21 protein-coding genes are annotated in these 19487 nt (G+C 34.9%); 2 read left to right on the forward strand and 19 right to left on the reverse strand.

The annotated features are described in order from the left end of the window. Positions 1-142: 142 nt before the first annotated feature. Both NST49_RS09885 and NST49_RS09890 read right to left on the reverse strand, forming a co-directional pair. The gene (locus tag NST49_RS09885; protein WP_034538581.1) at positions 143-472 is read right to left on the reverse strand and encodes a metal-sulfur cluster assembly factor; all 330 of its coding nucleotides are present in this window, start codon (positions 470-472) and stop codon (positions 143-145) included. 73 nt (positions 473-545) lie between these two features. Further along, positions 546-1307, reverse strand: coding sequence for a dienelactone hydrolase family protein (locus tag NST49_RS09890; protein ID WP_251166093.1), 762 nt, complete (start codon positions 1305-1307; stop codon positions 546-548). Between the two features lie 133 nt (positions 1308-1440). On the opposite strand from NST49_RS09890, the gene NST49_RS09895 reads away from it, so the two are divergent. After that, entirely contained in the window at positions 1441-2253 is an 813-nt protein-coding gene (locus NST49_RS09895) for a Cof-type HAD-IIB family hydrolase (protein WP_034536523.1), read from the forward strand. Positions 2254-2304: 51 nt separating this feature from the next. Here the strand turns inward: NST49_RS09895 and NST49_RS09900 are convergent, their stop codons facing one another. Continuing rightward, entirely contained in the window at positions 2305-3201 is an 897-nt protein-coding gene (locus NST49_RS09900) for a YitT family protein (protein WP_023177678.1), read from the reverse strand. Between the two features lie 167 nt (positions 3202-3368). On the opposite strand from NST49_RS09900, the gene NST49_RS09905 reads away from it, so the two are divergent. After that, positions 3369-3860: a YajQ family cyclic di-GMP-binding protein gene (locus NST49_RS09905; protein WP_023177677.1), complete on the forward strand. Its 492-nt coding sequence runs from the start codon at positions 3369-3371 to the stop codon at positions 3858-3860. Positions 3861-3931: 71 nt separating this feature from the next. Here NST49_RS09905 and NST49_RS09910 read toward each other — a convergent pair whose 3' ends face one another. The 16 genes from NST49_RS09910 to plsX form a co-directional block, all read right to left on the reverse strand. After that, on the reverse strand, positions 3932-4354 hold the full coding sequence (locus tag NST49_RS09910) for an OsmC family protein (RefSeq protein ID WP_187948588.1): 423 nt from the start codon (positions 4352-4354) through the stop codon (positions 3932-3934). 41 nt (positions 4355-4395) lie between these two features. Then, positions 4396-4827: a hypothetical protein gene (locus NST49_RS09915; RefSeq protein WP_023177673.1), complete on the reverse strand. Its 432-nt coding sequence runs from the start codon at positions 4825-4827 to the stop codon at positions 4396-4398. A gap of 231 nt (positions 4828-5058) precedes the next feature. Further along, positions 5059-5406 carry a 50S ribosomal protein L19 gene (rplS, locus tag NST49_RS09920; protein ID WP_023177672.1) on the reverse strand — a complete coding sequence of 116 codons (348 nt, stop codon included), beginning with the start codon at positions 5404-5406 and terminating at the stop codon, positions 5059-5061. A 175-nt stretch (positions 5407-5581) separates the two neighbouring features. After that, positions 5582-6319, reverse strand: coding sequence for a tRNA (guanosine(37)-N1)-methyltransferase TrmD (gene trmD, locus NST49_RS09925; RefSeq protein ID WP_341048361.1), 738 nt, complete (start codon positions 6317-6319; stop codon positions 5582-5584). Next, on the reverse strand, positions 6319-6834 hold the full coding sequence (rimM, locus tag NST49_RS09930) for a ribosome maturation factor RimM (RefSeq protein ID WP_023177668.1): 516 nt from the start codon (positions 6832-6834) through the stop codon (positions 6319-6321). Before rimM ends, trmD begins: the two co-directional genes overlap by 1 nt. 115 nt (positions 6835-6949) lie before the next feature. Next, positions 6950-7192, reverse strand: coding sequence for a KH domain-containing protein (locus NST49_RS09935; RefSeq protein ID WP_034538579.1), 243 nt, complete (start codon positions 7190-7192; stop codon positions 6950-6952). 13 nt (positions 7193-7205) lie between these two features. Then, entirely contained in the window at positions 7206-7478 is a 273-nt protein-coding gene (gene rpsP, locus NST49_RS09940) for a 30S ribosomal protein S16 (RefSeq protein WP_023177665.1), read from the reverse strand. Between the two features lie 125 nt (positions 7479-7603). Then, positions 7604-9031, reverse strand: a complete 1428-nt coding sequence (gene ffh / locus NST49_RS09945; RefSeq protein WP_023177663.1) for a signal recognition particle protein — start codon at positions 9029-9031, stop codon at positions 7604-7606. A 17-nt stretch (positions 9032-9048) separates the two neighbouring features. Next, positions 9049-9393 carry a putative DNA-binding protein gene (locus NST49_RS09950; protein ID WP_023177661.1) on the reverse strand — a complete coding sequence of 115 codons (345 nt, stop codon included), beginning with the start codon at positions 9391-9393 and terminating at the stop codon, positions 9049-9051. 224 nt (positions 9394-9617) lie between these two features. Then, the gene (locus tag NST49_RS09955) at positions 9618-11507 is read right to left on the reverse strand and encodes a PTS transporter subunit EIIC (RefSeq protein WP_023177659.1); all 1890 of its coding nucleotides are present in this window, start codon (positions 11505-11507) and stop codon (positions 9618-9620) included. Between the two features lie 182 nt (positions 11508-11689). Beyond that, positions 11690-12688 (reverse strand): signal recognition particle-docking protein FtsY, encoded by a 999-nt coding sequence (gene ftsY, locus NST49_RS09960; protein WP_023177657.1) that lies wholly within the window; start codon positions 12686-12688, stop codon positions 11690-11692. A gap of 25 nt (positions 12689-12713) precedes the next feature. Then, the gene (locus NST49_RS09965; protein WP_023177655.1) at positions 12714-13523 is read right to left on the reverse strand and encodes a Cof-type HAD-IIB family hydrolase; all 810 of its coding nucleotides are present in this window, start codon (positions 13521-13523) and stop codon (positions 12714-12716) included. 82 nt (positions 13524-13605) lie between these two features. Then, on the reverse strand, positions 13606-17178 hold the full coding sequence (smc, locus tag NST49_RS09970) for a chromosome segregation protein SMC (RefSeq protein WP_341048369.1): 3573 nt from the start codon (positions 17176-17178) through the stop codon (positions 13606-13608). Between the two features lie 24 nt (positions 17179-17202). Next, positions 17203-17898, reverse strand: a complete 696-nt coding sequence (rnc, locus tag NST49_RS09975) for a ribonuclease III (RefSeq protein WP_034536517.1) — start codon at positions 17896-17898, stop codon at positions 17203-17205. 162 nt (positions 17899-18060) lie between these two features. Beyond that, positions 18061-18303 carry an acyl carrier protein gene (gene acpP / locus NST49_RS09980; protein WP_034536516.1) on the reverse strand — a complete coding sequence of 81 codons (243 nt, stop codon included), beginning with the start codon at positions 18301-18303 and terminating at the stop codon, positions 18061-18063. A gap of 128 nt (positions 18304-18431) precedes the next feature. Next, a complete protein-coding gene (gene plsX, locus NST49_RS09985; protein ID WP_341048373.1) occupies positions 18432-19442 on the reverse strand; it encodes a phosphate acyltransferase PlsX in 1011 nt (336 codons plus the stop codon). Positions 19443-19487 lie beyond the last annotated feature (45 nt).

The raw sequence follows: 19487 nt of genomic DNA on the forward strand, positions 1-19487 counted from the left end.
TTAGTATACTCCATTGGTCAGTAAAGGTCAAATAAAAATAATTGGAATTTTGACTAATTTATTCATTTATTTTTTAACCATTATTTGTACGGTTAATGTTAAAAAGCTTACCCCAATTTTTATCATTAGAGTAAACTTTTCTTTATCTTATACCTAAAGCAATCCGGGCATAGCGGCTCATTTTACTTGTATCCCAAGCAGGATACCAAACTAATTTCACTTCGGTTGAAGAAATTTCAGGTATCGACTGTATAGCTTTCATGATGTCATCGGTAATAGTATCTGCCAAAGGACAACCCATAGTCGTTAACGTTAATTTTATCACACAGTGTTTTTCTTCGCTTACTTCAACTCCGTAAATTAATCCCAAGTTCACAATATCAATGTTCAGTTCAGGATCAATGACTTGCTCTAAAGCTGCTAATATGCGTTCTTTCAGATTTTCCAATTGATTTTCTTTAGTTGTTTCCATAGGTTGAGCACCTTCTCTTTTTGACTTGATTTTACCAAAATCAAAGTCTTTCAGCAAGAGATTGTGAATGTTTTTATAAATGTTTTTCGAAAAAATTAGCTGTTTCAACAGATATCATATAAGGAACATGATGGCCTTGACCTTCAGTTGTTGTAAAACTCACATGTTTTCCATACTCTTGATCTTTGATTCTTTTGTAGAAATCAAACGTCGGTTGGTAAGGGACTAAATCATCATCTTCATCATGCCAAAAATGAACGAATTTCCCATCAATTTTTTCAGGTTGCATATCAAGCGAAATAGGTTTTAACGACTCGATTGCAGGAGCAAATTGTTCAGATTCAAAATCGATTTCTACTCCTATTTGCCATTTGGAAGTTAATAACCATTTTGAGAAAGGAATTGGAGACGGACTTCCCATTAAGACAACAGCCGTTTTTATCCAAGGATATTGCGTTAACAAAGCACATGTGGTCACGCCACCCATTGATAAACCAGACACTCCGATTTGTTCTTGATCTGCTAGACCAACTTCGACGTAATGCTCTATTAAAGCTGGAAATTCCATTACATTGTGTTGAACAACATCCCAAAACTCCATACTTCTCTCGGTTACTGGTGCTCCTTGACTTCTTTCTCCATGCAAATAAGCTTCTGGTATCAAGACACGGAATCCTTTTTTAGCAATCTCATAACCATGAACTAAAGAGCTTTCTTTATAATTTGTCCAACCATGATAAAAAACAACAGTGGGCAATTTTTGGTCTATTAATTCCGTTGAAACAACTTCTAGTACCGGTATCTCATTAATGTATTCATGTTTTACTGTTATCATTTATCTATCCTCTTTCTATATTTATTCTTATAGACTTTGTGGTACACTATTCGTAAAGGTTCTATAAAATAAGTGTATCATAAAAGAAAACTAGAAGCTTTTATAAACCTAAATGAATAGTCGGAGGATTTTGATGAATAAAAAATTAATTGCTCTTGATTTAGATGGCACTACCTTAAACAATCGTTCAGAAATTTCGGTTAGAACTCAAAATGTTTTAACAACTTTACGAAATGCCGGTCACATCGTTTCAATCGTAACGGGCAGGCCTTACCGTAATAGCAAACAATTTTACACCCAATTAGGAATGGAAACGCCAATCGTAAACTTTAATGGTGCTTTGTGTCACTTACCAAATCAATTAAATTGGGAATCACAATACCATAAAACATTGGATCGTGAAATTGCGCTAGATATGCTGACTTTAAAAAAAGATTTAGATATTCATTTGATTGCAGCAGAACTGAGAGATACAGTCTTTGCAGACAACTACTTTGTTCCTTATAGCGATTTCTTTCCAGAAGGAAAAAAAGGCGCTTCTAAATTAACAGCATCTAGCTTGAAAGAAGACCCTACTGCTGTTTGTGTTTTTACAGATGCAGAAAATCAAGCTTATATTATTGAAAAAGTTACAGCTCGTTATGGAAACGCTGTTGAAATTAGAACATGGGGCGGACAAACGCCTTGTTTAGAGATCGTAGCAGCAGGAGTACAAAAAGCATTAGGTGTTGAACGTATTGCCCAAGTATACGGTGTGAAGCAAAAAGATATCATTGCTTTTGGGGATGAAGACAATGATTATGAAATGATTCAATATGCTGGTCATGGCGTAGTGATGAAAAATGGGATTGATTCTTTAAAACAAATTTCAAATGATATAACAGAAAAAACCAACAATGAAGAAGGTTTAGCTCATTATTTAGAAAACTATTTTGGATTGATTTAAAGTCAAAAAGAAACAGGATGTCCGTTCAAATTGAACGGCACCCTGTTTCTTTTATTTTTTCATTAAAGATTCTTTTTGTCGGTCTGAACTCCAAAACTCGCCTAACACTTTATTCGTTTCCATAAAGTTGACGAAAGCTGACGCATCTGCTTCTCTAACAGCTTGTTCTAATTCATACATTTCATATCGAGTGATAACCATCATTAAGATAGAACGATCGGTTTTTGAATAAGCACCTTTAGCAGGAATAATCGTAATCCCTCTTATCAACTTTCCATGTATTTCTTTCACTAAAGCATCCGGTTCATTGGTCACAATCATAGCCGTAATTTTTTGATGACTGGTGTGTATTGTATCAATCATTTTGGTCATCACATAAATCGACACCAAAGTATAAAGAGCATATTCCCATCCGTATAAAACACCGGCTGATGAAACGATAAGTAAATTCATTGCAAATGTTAATGTACCAATAGATCTACCCGTAGTTTTAGCTAATACCATTGAAATAATATCCATTCCGCCAGTTGAAAAACCGTATTTTAATGCAAAACCAATTCCAGTTCCACTAATAATCCCTCCAAATAAAGCGTTCATCATAGGATCATTCGTCAGTGGATTAATCGGCAAAAGAACCGTAAAAAACGAAATCAAAATAGACGTCATAAAACTGTATAATGTGAAATTTCTCCCCACTTTAAACCATCCAAGTAACGCGATAGGAATATTAAATACAAGTATTAATATACCCGTATCAATAAGGATGCCTGAAGAATTGTCTAATACACCCGATAATAATTGCGCAATTCCGTTAATACCCGAAGCATAAATATTGGCTGGTATTAAAAAATTGTTTAATGCGATTGCATTTGTGATAGCTGCGAAAAAGATAAAAAAGATTTTTTTTGCTTGTTCAATCCAAAAATTCGGCGTTTTTAACTGTGTCATCTCATAACTCCTTATATACTTAATCAAACAAGAATAACAAGATTTTTCTTATTAATAAAGAAAAAATTTTTTTTCTTCATTACACTCTCATTTGTATCCGTTTTCCAAGGATTTGCCTGCCTTTTATGGTACAATTTAAGAGCACAATGTAAAAGGAGGAATTACTTATGGCAAAAGAAGCAAGTTTTGATATCGTTTCAGAAATGAATATGGAAGAAATAAAAAATGCCGTACAATTAGCAACAAAAGAAATTGCAAATCGTTTTGATTTCAAAGGTTCGATCAGTGAAATCAAATTAGAAAAAGAAAAATTAGTTATCGTCTCAGATGATGACTTTAAATTAGAACAAGTAAAAGATGTATTGACTAATAAATTAGTTAAAAGAGGCGTTCCAACTCGAAATCTTCATTATTCTTCAACTGAAAAAGCTTTTGGAGGGAATGTTCGTCAATTCGCTGATTTAATCAGTGGAATTGATAAAGAACATGCCAAAACAATTACTCAGTTAATTAAAAAATCTGGTATTAAAGTAAAAACCCAAATACAAGATGACCAAATAAGAGTAATTGGCAAAAATCGTGATGATCTGCAACAAGTTATCGCTTTACTAAGAGATGCTAACTTGCCTATCGATTTACAGTTTACAAATTACAGATAACCTGGCATTACTATATTTAACAAAGATAAAAGACCTTCAAATAGAATTTGAAGGTCTTTTATCTTTGTTCGTTAGAATTCTTCGACTGCATTCACAGATACCGTCTTACTTCCTGCAAGTAATTTAGATACTGGGCAACGATTTTCAGCTTCTTCTATAATTTTTTTACTTTCTTCAAAAGGCAATCCATCGATTTTCGCAACAGCCTCTACATTAAAGAAGTAGCCGATTCCGTTTGGTTCACGCATAAAATCGACATGAACTTCTACACGACTTGTATTTTCTTTTCCTCTTGCTTTTAGCAAAGATTGAATAGTAGCATTTAAACAAGTACTAAAAGACAACCCAAGTAACTCTTCAGGATTTGTTCCTTCTTCTTTATTTAAAGGGCTGGAAAGTTTAACATTCAACCCGCCATTTTTCACAAACGCTTCACCATTTACACCCGTTTCATTGACCATTTCAGCATGAAATAAAGGTTTTTGATTCTTCACGAAATCCCTACTTTCTATCCAATGAATTCACAATGTTATAATTATTTTTTCCCAACTGCTTCTTCAATTTTTGGAAGAATGCTCTTGGCAATTGTTGACCCGACGATCATCATTTCATATGCTGCTCTTACATCTTCTGTTGTTCGAGAAAGAAGTCTCATATAAATTTCTCCGTCTCCCGCAAGACAAACACGGTAATAACCTGTTTTCATTTCATTCAGTTCATTTAAAATTTCTAATACTTGATTTTTTGCATCAAAATTCGTTACGTAGGCTAACTTATGGTACACGATTTGAAAATCAATGATTCCTTCTTCTTTATTATCAAAAACAATTCCAAATGGCAAAGCTTGGCTATCATTCAATTTAAATTTACCATTATAAAGAACTTGTCCATTTTTTATTTCTTTCTTGGCTAAAGGCACATGCTTAGCCTTTAAGATGGCTTCAAAGTTTACTAATGCTTTATTCACTATACTATACCCCACTTTTTTGATTTCTAATCTCATTTTCATTTTTAATTATAACGTAATCTGTCCTTAATGAACAGAGTATTTAGGAAAACAAAACTTGCAGGTGATGAAAATATATTTTGAGATAGCCTTAGTTGTCTGAGTCATTTAATCTTTTACAATAATTTCTGTAATTATTTATGCACAAAAAAAAGAGCTGGGACAAAAGTCCCAACTCTTTTGAAAAACATCTTAACGACGGATTTCTTTGATACGAGCTGCTTTTCCGTGTAGGTCACGTAAGTAGTACAATTTAGCACGACGTACTTTACCAAAGCGGACAACTTCGATTTGAGCAACACGTGGTGAATGCATTGGGAATGTACGTTCAACGCCAATTCCGTTAGAAATTTTACGAACTGTATAAGTTTCGCTAATTCCAGCACCACGGCGTTTGATTACAACACCTTCAAATAATTGGATACGTTCTCTAGTACCCTCAACGATTTTAGCATGAACACGTACAGTATCTCCTGGACGGAAAGCTGGGATGTCTTCACGTAATTGTTCGTTAGTAATTGCTTCGATTAATTTACTCATTGTATTTTCTCCTTCCAACAAACCTTCATATCTCTATATAGAAACAGCGGAACATCGTTTTTTCGGCAGGCTTTGCCCACTCACTAAATTAGTTTAACATATGCCTAATTAGGTGTAAAGTAAATTTCCTTTGTTTTTATAAAATTTTACTTTACTGATCGTTCATTTTTACTTTTTACAAAGATTCTTTTTCGATCTCGCCTAAGTATTTTTTTTGTTCATCTGATAGAGCAAGGCTATCCAGCATATCCGGACGTCTTTCAAATGTCCGTCTGATTGACTCTTTATCTTGCCACTCTTTAATTTTTTTGTGATTTCCACTAATCAATACATCTGGAACTTTCATTCCCCGATATTCAGCCGGTCTTGTGTACTGCGGATGCTCTAATAATCCAGTTGAATGAGAGTCTGTTTTAGCTGATTGATCATTTCCTAATACTTCCGGTAACAGACGTACAGTAGCATCAATCATCACCATCGCACCAAGTTCTCCACCTGTTAACACATAATCTCCCAAAGAAATTTCATCTGTCACCAATGTACGAATCCGTTCATCGTATCCTTCATAATGACCGCAAATAAAGACTAAATGTTCTTCTTCTGCTAACTCTTCTGCTACAGATTGGGTGAAAGGTATGCCAGCAGGATCTAATAAAATGACCCTTTTTTTAGTTTCTGGGGCTTTCTCATTTATCGCATCTATGGCATCAAAAATTGGCTGTGCTTTTAGCAGCATGCCCGCTCCGCCGCCATAGGGGTAATCATCTACATTCAGGTGTTTATTATCTGTATAGTCTCGAAAATTTACCACATCTACTTTTAATAGATCTCTATCAATAGCTTTTCCAATAATGGATTCGGTTAATGGGCCTTGGAACATTCTCGGAAATAGGGTTAAAACATCTATTTTCATTAATCATCTAACCCTTCCATCATATGAATAGTCACTAATTGATTTTCTAAATCAACTTTCAAGACGATTTCTTCAATATATGGAATCAATAGATCTTTCTTTTTAGGTCGTTCAATTATCCAAACGTCATTTGCGCCTGGCGACATGACTTCACTTATTTTTCCAATCGTATTGTTTTCTTCATCTTGGACAGTCAACCCAACAATTTGATGCAAATAATATTCATTTTCTGGCAGTTCCGTTAGCTTCTCTTCGCCGACTTTTAATATGCCATCACGATATTTTTCTACGTCATTGATATTAGGATGGTTTTCAAAGGATAGGATATCAAAGTTTTTATGTTTACGGTGACTTGTAACCGTTAAGTCAATTACTTTTTTGCCATCTTGAAATAAAGTCAAAATGGAACCTTTTTTGTATCGTTCTTCTGGAAAATCCGTTTTTGAAATGACACGAACTTCGCCTTTGATCCCTTGTGTGTTCACGATTTTTCCTACATTGTACATTTTTTTCATTTTATTCCCTCATTTACAACGCTATTTTTTTATTATGTTTCATTATTATCCTGTTAAAATCATTTATAAAAAAAGAAACCATCTCTTATTGAAGAAATGATTTCTCTTTCGGAATTTAACTATTCACAATCGTTAATCTTACACGCTTAGATCCAAGGACCCTCACACTGTAAACAATTGTACGAATAGCTTTTGCTACGCGACCTTTTTTTCCAATTACTCGTCCAACATCTTCAGGATGAACAGACAATTGATAATCTAAAAACTCTTCAGTTTCTACTAAAGCAATTGCCAAATCATCCGGATGACTTACAAGAGGACTCACAACTGTAAGAATTAAATCTTTTATGTCAGCCATAGAAAACATCCTTTTATTTAGTGTTTTTTGATTCATGGAATTTTTTCATAATGCCTTCTTTTGAAAGGATGTTACGAATTGTATCAGAAGGTTGAGCACCATTAGCTAACCATTTTAATACTGCTTCTTCGTCCACTTTTACTTCTGCTGGATCAACAACTGGGTTGTATGTTCCTACAGTTTCGATGAAACGTCCATCACGTGGAGAACGTGAATCTGCAACTACGATACGGTAAAAAGGATTTCTTTTTGATCCCATGCGTTTTAAACGAATTTTTACTGCCATATTTCTTACACCTCCATTAACTATCTCACAATAAGTAGTTTACCAGTTTATTTATAGCTTGTAAAGTGTTTTTTCTTTACAGCATGTTTTTTTTTTACAAACGATAAATTTCCTATTTCAGACTCTTATTTACGCCCTTTTTTGTTTTTTTTCTTCATTTTTTTCTTGTTCTTGCGAACCATAGAGTTCATAGCCATTTTACCAAGCTTGCCTTTAGCACCTTGCCCAAATAGATTATCCATACCATTCATATTGCCTTTAGACATTTGACTCATCATTTTTTTCGATTCATTGAATTGTTTGATCATACGATTTACTTCAGCAATCGGACGAGCAGATCCTCTAGCGATTCTACGACGTCTGCTTTGAGATAAAATATCTGGATTTTCTCTCTCTTGCGGTGTCATAGACAACACAATAGCTTTCATTCGTGCTGTATCTTTTGGATCGATTTGAAGCTTATCTAATCCTGGAACATTATTCATACCTGGAATCATTTTCAAAATATCTTCTATTGGTCCCATATTGCTAACTTGATCCATTTGTTCAATAAAATCATTAAAGTCAAAACTATTCTCACGCAATTTCGTGATCATTTCTTCAGATTTCTTTTCATCAAAATCTTGCTGAGCTTTTTCGATCAAGGTCAACATGTCACCCATACCTAAGATACGGTTAGCCATACGATCAGGATAAAACGGTTCTAAAGCATCTAGTTTTTCACCAGACCCCGTAAATTTAATTGGCTTTCCAGTTACTGCACGAATAGAAAGCGCAGCTCCCCCACGAGTATCACCATCTAATTTGGTTAAAATAACACCGGAGATATCTAATTGTTCATTAAAAGAAGAGGCTACATTAGCAGCTTCTTGACCAGTCATAGCATCTACAACTAAGAAGATTTCTGTCGGCTGAGTTATTTCTTTGATATCACTTAATTCTTGCATCAACGTTTCATCGATTTGTAGACGTCCAGCAGTATCTATCAGTACAAAGTCTAAATGTTCAGCTTTGGCTTTCTCGATCCCTTGTCTGGCAATTTCAACTGGACTTACTTGGTCTCCCATAGAGAAAACCGGAACATCTAATTGTTTACCGATCGTTTCCAATTGTTGGATAGCAGCTGGACGATAAATATCGGCAGCTATCAATAATGGGCGCTTGTTTTGGTTCTTACGTAAATAACTCGCCAATTTACCAGCAGTAGTTGTTTTACCTGCCCCTTGTAACCCAACCATCATAACAACAGTTGGTGCTTTTGCTGCCGTTTGAATCGTTTCTTGTTCTCCACCCATTAAATCAGTTAATTCTTCGCTAACAATTTTAATGATTTGCTGTCCTGGAGAAAGACTCTCTAATACTTCAGAACCTACTGCGCGAGCACTAACTGTTTTAACAAAATCTTTTACTACTTTAAAGTTAACGTCTGCTTCTAGTAAAGCTAAACGAACTTCTCTCATCATTTCTTTTACATCAGCTTCTGACACTTTTCCTTTGCGACGCATTTTAGTCATCGCATTTTGGAGACGTTCAGTTAAACCTTCAAATGCCATTTTACTTCACCATTCCTTTATTTCTCATCTCTATCTTTTTTTAATAACTGGATATATTGCTCTAGTGACTCATCTTTTGGATAATGACTTTTAATGTAACGTGACATATCCTCTACGACAGCCATTGTTGTATTGAAATCTTCTAATAAATGCAACTTTCTTTCATATTCCATTAAACTATTTTCAGTTCGCCTTATGTTATCATAAATCGCTTGACGACTAACTTCAAACTCTTCTGCAATCTCACCTAAAGAAAAATCATCAGCGTAGTATAATTGCATGTAGCTTTTTTGCTTATCGGTCAATAAAGAGCCATAGAAATCGAATAAGGCATTCATTTGATTTGTTTTTTCAATTTCCACTTCAACACTTCTTTCTTTACTTAATAACTGTCAAGGAAAACACGTTTACACACCTTAATAGCGTACCTATTTTCGCGTCAATAGTCAATAGTTTGTCTTATTTTTACAAAACATTTATTACCTATAATGCCTATTGCTATATGTATACAAAAGAATACCATCGCTGTTAGTTAAACGCACTAACAGCGATGGTATTCTTTGTATTCTGATTTAATTAAAGTTGCTTAGTTTTTACCATTACGGTATTCTTCAATATTTGATTTGATATTTGAAACTTTTGGACCATAGATTACTTGAGCATTATTTCCTTTTACTAAGACTCCAGCTGCTCCAGTTGATTTCAACTTAGCTTGATCAACTAATTGGCCATCTTTTACGGTAACTCTCAAACGAGTTGCACAGTTGTCAACATCAATCAAGTTTTCTTCTCCACCAAGTCCTTCAATAATGCTGATAGACATTTCATCAGCAGGATTAGCAGATTTTGCAGGAGAAGCACTACTTGTACTTGATGTGTTAGCTAAATATTCATCAATATTTGATTTAATGTTCGAAACTTTTGGCCCATAAATGACTTGAGCATTGTTTCCTTTTACAACCACTCCAGCTGCTCCAGTTGATTTCAATTGAGCTTGATCAACCAATTTTCCGTCTTTGATGGTCACTCTTAAACGTGTTGCACAGTTGTCAACATCAATCAAGTTTTCTTTACCACCAAGACCTTCAATAATGTCATGTGACATTTCATCTTGAATTGGTTCGTTAGTTGCATTTTTACCAGCTTTTTTAGCTTGGTAATCTGCTTTTGTATACATTTTCGATTCAGTAACTTCATCTTCACGACCGGGTGTTTTCAAGTCGAATTTTGTAATGAAGAAACGGAAAACGAAATAATAAACAAGAGCATATACGATTCCTACTATGACAACTGGTATCCAGTTCGTAATTCCTTGTCCTGGTAAAATACCATACAATACGAAATCAAGTAATCCACCTGAGAAGGTCAGTCCTACTCCAACACTTAAGAAGTGCATAATCACAAACGAGAACGCTGCTAATACACAATGTACTCCAAAGTATAAGAATGGTGAAGCAAATAAGAATGAAAATTCCAGTGGTTCAGTAATACCAGTAAAAATTGACGTCAAAGAAGATGACATCATAAGTCCTTTAACATCTTTTTTACGTTCTGGTTTAGCCGTTTGGTACATAGCAAATGCTGCTGCTGGGAAACCGAAAATCATGAACGGGAACATTCCAGAGAAGAATTTAGCCGCTTCAGGATCAACTGCTTGTCCATTAGCTAATTGTGAGAAGATAATATTTTGTGCTCCTTCTACAATTGTGCCATTAATTTCAGCTGTTCCACCAAGTGCGGTCTGCCAGAAAGGAAGATAAAATACGTGGTGCAATCCTAGTGGAATCAACGCACGGTAAATAAACCCGTATAAGAATGTTCCTATATATCCAAGATCAGCTACAACAGAACCTAACCAAGCAATTGCTGCACCGGCATATGGCCATACGAAAGCAAGAATCATCCCTACGATTACAGCTGCAAACGCGGATACGATTGGTATGAAACGCGTTCCAGAAAAGAATGATAAAGCATCAGGCAATTCAATTTTATAATAACGATTATGCAAAGCTGCAACCACTAAACCAATGATGATCCCACCAAATACTCCAGTGTTCATCGTTGCTTCAAAACCAAGGACAGAACCAATCAATCCAGGTGTTTGTTGCAATGTTTCGATACTTCCAAAGTTCGTTATGCTACTTGTTAATGATGCATACATCATTAAGTAAGCGACAACAGCTGATAATGCTGCTACTTCTTTGGCAGCCTTAGCCATTCCTAAAGCAACACCAACAGCAAATAATAATGGCAGGTTATCAAAAACAATCGTACCGCAATCTTTAAGGACTGTTAAAATACCATATAAAACAGTGCCTTCCCCTAGTAGCCACTCTAAGTCATATAGACCTACAAATGAATCTCCAGTAAAAGATGATCCTATTCCTAGTAGCAAACCAGCTACTGGAAGCAAAGCAATAGGGAGCATAAAGGTTTTACCCATTTTTTGCAGCCCTTCAAATAATTTATCTTTCACTTTTTTTCCTCCTTATTAAATCTAAAATAATTGCTTATATAAAGCGCGTATAATGATGAAAAATATCATACTGACTCATATTATCACATTATTAAGACACATTCAAAATGAAAACGCACACATGTTCACTAAAAAAAGCCTTGCTCTAAAATAGATTTAGAACAAGGCTTTTAAGCTAGTTATTAAATAGAATTTTGAATTAATTCACTGAATAATCCATAGATGTATTCGTTTGGATCAAATACTTGCAAGTCATCCATACTTTCACCTAATCCAACAAATTTGACTGGAATATCTAATTCTTTGCGAATCGCTAAAACAATCCCACCTTTTGCTGTTCCATCTAGTTTTGTCAAAACAATTCCTGACACATTTGTTGTTTGTTTGAATTGCTTCGCTTGGTTCATCGCATTTTGTCCTGTTGTTGCATCTAATACAAGCAACACTTCATGCGGACCTCCAGGAATTTCTCGTTCAATGATCCGTTTCATTTTTTCTAATTCATTCATCAAGTTTACTTTATTTTGCAATCGGCCTGCTGTATCAACGAATAAAATATCGGCTTCCTGTTGTTTAGCTTCCTTTATCGCATCAAAAACTACTGCGGCAGGATCGCCACCAGCTTTCCCACTGATAACTTCTACCCCAACACGTTCGCCCCAGACATGCAATTGTTCTATAGCTCCAGCTCTAAATGTATCCCCAGCTGCTAACATGACTTTTTTTCCTTCTTGTTGATAAAGATGAGCCATCTTACCGATAGTCGTTGTCTTCCCTACTCCATTTACACCGACCATTAAAATAACCGTTAACCCTTCTTCGTTGATTTGAATAACGGATTTTTCTGTATTTCCTTTCTCATAGATCTCGACCATTTTTTCAATAATCACTTGTTGGACTTCATTAGACGCTTTTGCATTTTTTAGTTTCACTTCTTGACGTAAGGCATCAGTGATTTCCATTGTTGCTTCAAACCCAACATCAGCTCCAATGAGCACTTCTTCAAGTTCATCAAAAAAGTCTTCATCAACAGTTCTGAAATTCGCAAACAATTCATTCATGCGCTCTGAAAAAGTTTTACGCGTTTTTTCAAGACCTTTTTCATATTTCTCTGTTACTTCTGTTGTCTCAACTTTTTCTTCGCCAGTAAAAGCTTTTTTAATTTTATCAAATAACCCCATTATACACCCTCTTTTCTTAACGTTATTAGTTTAACACAAATTTTTGAATGGCATGTGCTACACCATGCTCTTCATTTGTTTTGGTAATATACTGAGCCATTGATTTGATTTCAACAGTAGCATTTCCCATTGCTACACCAATACCTGCATATTCGATCATTGCAGCATCATTAGCTTCATCTCCTAAAGCCATCACCTCTGACGCTTCAAAACCTAGCAAATGAGCTAAAACAGCTATTCCTCGTCCTTTATCAACAGACTTTGGCATTAATTCCAATAAGATTGGTCGGGATTTCATTATCGTGAATTTTTTATAAAAATAGGTTGGAATATTTTTGATAGCTTCGTCTAAATCTGTTTGTGTGTAACAAAAAACGGCTTTATTGATTGCGATATCTTCAGGAACTTCTTCCATTGATATCGGAACATACGGCAATGCAGTCATTACGGTTGGATAAAGAGATTCTCGGCCTTTAGGATAAGGCGGCTCATAAATATTTTCTAAATCAATAAAGTTACATGGTACATTGATTAGTTTGCTTAATTCAAATATTTCTTCTATTTCTGTTTTCGTTAAGGTTTGTTTAGATAGTACTTCGCCAGTATTTGTCCGCTGAACTAAACCGCCATTGTACGTAATCCCATAATCGCCTGCTTCTCTTAGATTTAGTTCTTCTAAAAATGAGATCATTCCTAATAAAGGTCTACCTGTACAGAGTACCACTTTAACTCCTCGTTCTTTTGCAGCTTTTATTGCTTCTTTATTTTCATTTGATATGGCATGTTTTCCATTTAATAATGTTCCATCCAAATCAATGGCAATTAATTTGATCATACTTTGACTCCTATCTTCTTAATAACTATTTTAAAAGAGAAAAAGATCGACACCAATCGACCTTTCTCTCTTATCATCTTACCTACGTTATACTTGCATGAACATCGTTTATTTCTTCTAAACGAACAGAAACTACTTTTGAAATACCGGATTCTTGCATAGTTATTCCATAAAGAACATTTGCTTCTTCCATGGTTCCTTTACGGTGAGTGATGACAATAAATTGAGTGTCGCCGTCAAACTGTTTTAAGTAACGTCCAAATCTAATCACATTCGCTTCATCAAGCGCTGCTTCGACTTCATCTAAGATACAGAAAGGTACTGGTCGAACTTGTATAATTGAGAACATCAATGCAATTGCTGTAAAGGCTCGTTCTCCACCTGAGAGTAAACTCAATTGCTGCAGTTTTTTTCCTGGTGGTTGAGCAATGATGTCAATACCTGTTGTCAGCAAATTTTCAGGATCCGTTAAACGTAATTCAGCCGATCCGCCGCCAAACATTTGTGGAAAGACGACAGAAAATTTGGTTCGAATGTCTTCAAATACCTCTGAAAATCTTAGTTTGACTTCTTCATCCATTTCATTCATGGTCGTATATAAACTGATTTTAGCCTCAAGAAGGTCTTCACGTTGATCAACTAGGAAAGAATAGCGTTCGTTCACACGCTCAAACTCTTCGATTGCTCCAATATTAACAGAGCCCAACTCTTCAATGCTTTGTTTTAATAGTTTTACAGTACGTGTTGCTTCTTCGACTGAAATTTCAAGGATATGACTTTCCTTTGCGGCTTCAAATGTCAGCTCATACTCTTCAGTAAGATAGTTTAAGCGATTTTCGATGGCTACATCTGTTCGATTCAGCGCTACTTCAAATTTTGTCTTTTCTTCTAAAAGATAGTGTTTTTGATTATTTGTTAATGTAGTCAACTGTTCAATATCGTTTAATTGAAGTTCAATGTCATTTTTTTCTTCTTTTAATGTTGATAATTGAATGTCCAATTTATGTTTTGTTTCTGTTAACTGAGCTAACTTATCATCCAACTCTTTTCTAGTCATCTGATGACTGCCATCAAATTGTGTCATTTGTTCCATTCGACTATCCATTGCTTTAACTTCTAAACGTTGACTTTCTAATTGACTAGACACCGCTTTTTGTTCTTTTTTCAACCCTACTAATTGCTCTTTTAAAGCAACTAGCTCAGTCCGCAATGATTGTTGTTTCTCATTTACTACTGTTTGATTCTTTTCTCGTTCTTCATTTTGAGAAGAAGCCAATAGTATTTGACGATTGATTTGTTCCATCTCAGTTGTAACATTTTGCAAAGCCTCTGCTAATTCTACTTTTTTCAATTCATAAGATTCAGCTTCTTCTTTTGCTTCATGGTTTTCGTACTGAACGACTTTTAATTCTCTTGTTAATCGGACTTGTTTTTCTTCTAGCGTTTCAGCTTGATTTTTCAATTCTTGTTCTCTCAAACGTTGTCTTTCACCATGTTCACGTAATTCATTTAAACTGATTTCTTCTTTTTTAATGTCTTGTTTCAATGTACGAACTTCTATTTCTTTTTTTGTTAACGTTTCTTCCATTTGAGTAATCTGCTTAGTCAGATTCGTTAATTCGTTTTTACGCCCAAACAAACTTCCTTGATTACCAGATTTGCTTGCCCCACCGGTCATAGAGCCACCAGCATTCATGACATCTCCTTCTAAAGTAACAACACGGTACTTAAACTGTATTTCACGTGCAATCCTATTAGCAGAAGCCAAGTCTTGTGCTACAATGGTTGTTCCTAGTAAATTTTGGATGATGTGTGCAACGGTCGTTGGGTAAGTCACCAGTTGACTAGCAATTCCAAGATACCCTTCACAATTACGCGCTTTTTGTTCTATCACAGATGGTAAATGACGCGCTTTTATTGTAGTTAACGGTAAAAAGGTAGCTCGACCTAATCGTTTTTGCTTCAAATATTGAATCCCTTTACGACCGCTCTGTTCATCTTGAACAATAATATTTTGACTTGCTGCTCCAAGCGCGATATCAATAGCTAATTCAGCTTGTTTAGGTACTTCGATCAATTCTGCTACAGCTCCGATAATACCGCCGACTTGCTGTTTTTGCTTTAAGATCTCTCTTACCCCTTGATAAAAACCAGCGTAATCTTCATTAAGTTCTTTTAAACTTTCTTTTTTCGCTTTTGCTTGCTGTACAACTTTTAAAGCATCGTACATACGTGTTTCATTTGCTTCCAACTCTTGTCTTTTGCCTTGAATATGTGCTTGCGTTTCTTGATATTGCAATAATTTTTGAGCAATTTCTTGTTGAGCATCCTTTAATTCATGCGAAAACAGTTCAATTTTTTCAGTAATGTCTTTTATATTTTTTTCAAGATCTATAACTGAAGCATTTGATTTGAGGTTTCTTTGCGCCATTTGATAAGAACTTCGTTCAAGATAACTTTGCTCGTTTCGTAAGCTGGTTTGTTTTTGCATGAGATCTACATACTCATCTCGTAAGATCTCAATCGTTTCTTTTGAATTTCCTGAAAGGGATAAAATCTCTTTTTCTACTGCTGAAAGTTCAGCTTTTACTTGGTTTTCTTTTTGGTTTTTTGTCGCAAGAAATTCATTGATCGTATTTAATTGCTGCTCTAATTGAACGATTTTTTGATTGAGCTGTTCTTTTGACGTTTCAAGTTGTTGCAAATTTTCAGTTGTGTATTTATTGCGCTCAGATAACACATTTTTTTGACCTTCTGTTTGTTCAAATAATTGAATCGCTTGAACCAATTGTTCTTGTACCTCTTCAATGGTTTCCGTCAAACCAGCTTTTTGCTTACGTTTGATTTTTAACTGGTCTTCACATTCTGCTAACTGTTGTTTCTTTTCAATCAATTGGTTATCAAAAGATGAAATCCCTGTTTTACTTTCATCCCATTTCAATTTCAATCGTTCGATCTCAACCACAGTCAACGCGATGTCCATCTCAGTCAATTGCTCTTTGTACAATAAATATTCTTTTGCTATACTACTTTGTTCTCTAAGGGGTTCTACTTGATCTTCTAGTTCATACACTATGTCTTGAACACGATTCAAATTCTCTTCAGTTTCTGTTAATTTTTGTTCCGCCTTTTTCTTACGTGTCTTATACTTCAAGACACCAGCAGCTTCTTCAAAAATAGCTCTTCGTTCTTCTGGTTTGCTGTTAAAGATGCTTTCTACTTTTCCTTGTGAAATAATTGAAAACGATTCTTTCCCTAAACCAGAATCCATAAAGAGATCAACAATGTCTTTTAGACGACAAGCTTGTTTATTTAAATAAAATTCGCTATCACCATTTCGATTCAAACGTCTAGTGATACTGATTTCACTAAATTCTAACGGTAAAAAGTGGTCTTCATTTTCTAAAATCAATGTAACTTCAGCTACATTTACTGGTTTACGTGTATCTGATCCTGAAAAAATGATGTCGTTCATTCTTCCACCGCGTAAGTTTTTTGCTGACTGTTCACCTAGAACCCAGCGGATAGCTTCTGTTATATTGCTTTTCCCGCTTCCATTAGGACCTACAACAGCTGTTACACCATCATGAAACTCAATAGTCGTCTTATCTGCAAACGACTTGAAACCAGTGATGTCTATTCTTTTTAACTGCACAACTACTGGCTCCTTTCTTCTAAACTATTTTTCTTTTAAGATAAGTAATGCATTTTCTGCAGCAACTTGTTCAGCTGCTTTTTTCGTTTTACCTTGGCCTTGGCCTAAGACTTGACCTTCAGCACGTACTTCTACTACAAAAGCCTTTTGATGAGCTGGTCCAATTTCATCAACCAATTGATAGTCGATTTCAATTTCGCCTTTTTGTTGTAAGAATTCTTGTAAATTTGTTTTATGATCCATCACATGTGAGAAAGCACCGGACTTGATTTTCGGAAAAATGGTTTGTTCTAAAAATGTTAAGACACTGTCTAATCCTTGATCTAAATATAACGCTCCAATAAATGATTCAAATAAATCGCAAAGCAAGGCTGGACGTTTTCTTCCGTTCATGCGTTCTTCGCCTTTACCCAATCGGATAAATTGATCAAATTCGTATTCTTTTGCAAATTGACTTAGACTAGCTTCACACACAATAGTCGCTCTTAATCGCGTCAATTTCCCTTCAGGTACATTTGGATATAAGTCATATAAAAATCTTGAAACGGTCAGTTCTAAAACAGCATCTCCTAAAAATTCAATTCTTTCATTATCCTTCAATTTAAGGTTCCTGTGCTCATTCACATATGATGAATGGGTAAATGCTTCTTCTAAATAAGCAAGATCATGAAAAGTTATGCCAAATTTAGTATTTAAATGTGTTAAAAATGTTTCATCCATTATATTCTCCCTTTCTATAAAAATTTTCTCCATGCTCGTCCATTATACTTGGTTTATTCATAAAAATAAACCATTTCTGGATTAAGTCCATAAACGGCTAAATGTTATCTAAAAAAGAGTCCCTTAGCTATTAACAAGCTAAGGGACTCTAAACTAGTTTTATTAATCTTTATGTTCTTCGATATACGTTACTGCATCTCCGACAGTAGTGATTTGTTCAGCGTCTTCATCAGATATTTCTGTTCCAAAAACGTCTTCTAGTTCCATAACTAATTCTACAACATCAAGAGAATCTGCACCTAAATCATCTTTAAAAGTAAGATCTTTAGATACTTTCTCTTCATCAATTCCAAATCTTTCAACAATAATTTTTTTGATTTTTTCGAAAGTTTCATTCGTTAACAATACATTACACCTCCGTATTCGACATTTGTAATTAATGAATAATTTACCATTACTTTATATATTTTAACGATGTTCAAGAACATTGTCCAATTATTTTTTTAAAGCTGGTTTTTTAGCATCTGATTGAGCTACTCAGCAGATGATTCTTTTTCTTCAAAATAATGTACTAAGTCATCAATAACGTGTGAATCTAACATTTCATGAATCTGTTTAATTGTGTGGTAAACTGCTTCTTTCTCAGTAGACCCGTGAGTCTTAACAACTGGTGCTTTAACTCCAAATAGTACTGCACCACCATGTGTTGAATAATCCATAACGTCTTTCATATTAGAAAAACTATCTTTTAATAATAATCCGCCTAATTTAGCTTTTGTGCCATTATCATAAACAGCATTTTTAATGAGTTTCATCATAGACATAGCCGTACCTTCAATTGTTTTTAGTACAGCATTTCCAGTAAAGCCATCTGTCACTACTACATCTGCTGCACCACTCAATAATTCGCGTGCTTCTACATTTCCAATGAAGTTGATATCTGCATTGTTTGCCAACAATTGGTAAGCTCTTTTAGTAACATCATTTCCTTTATTTTCTTCTGTTCCATTGTTTAATAAACCAACTTTTGGATTTTTGACTCCTCTAACAAATTGCGCATAGTAGCTGCCTAATACCGCATATTGGTGAATATTTTCCGGCTTGGTATCGGCATTTGCACCAACATCCATTAAATTAAAGGCCCCGTTGTCTGTTCCAATAACAGGTAACGATACCAATAACCCTGGCCGGTCAATTCCTTTGATTCTTCCAATAACCAATAATCCAGCTGTTAATAATGCGCCTGTATTTCCTGCAGAAAATAGGGCATCTGCTTTTTTATCTTTAACTGCTTGAGCTGCTAATACCATTGAAGCATTTTTTTTACGACGAACAGCACGAACAGGATCATCATCACTCGCAATTTTTTCATCTGTATGAACGATGGTTATATTTGTTTCATCTGTCAAATATTTTCTAATCGATTCTTCTTTCCCATATAAAATAAATTCCATATCTTTGAATTCTTTAGCTGCCATCATGACACCTTCTACAATTACTTTTGGTGCGTTATCTCCGCCCATTGCATCTACTGCAATTTTCAAATCGTTTGCCTCCCTGTTACTTTCATTCATTCTAAATTTTTGCTT

This window comes from Carnobacterium sp. FSL W8-0810, from assembly GCF_038007125.1.
Lineage (GTDB): Bacteria > Bacillota > Bacilli > Lactobacillales > Carnobacteriaceae > Carnobacterium_B > Carnobacterium_B inhibens.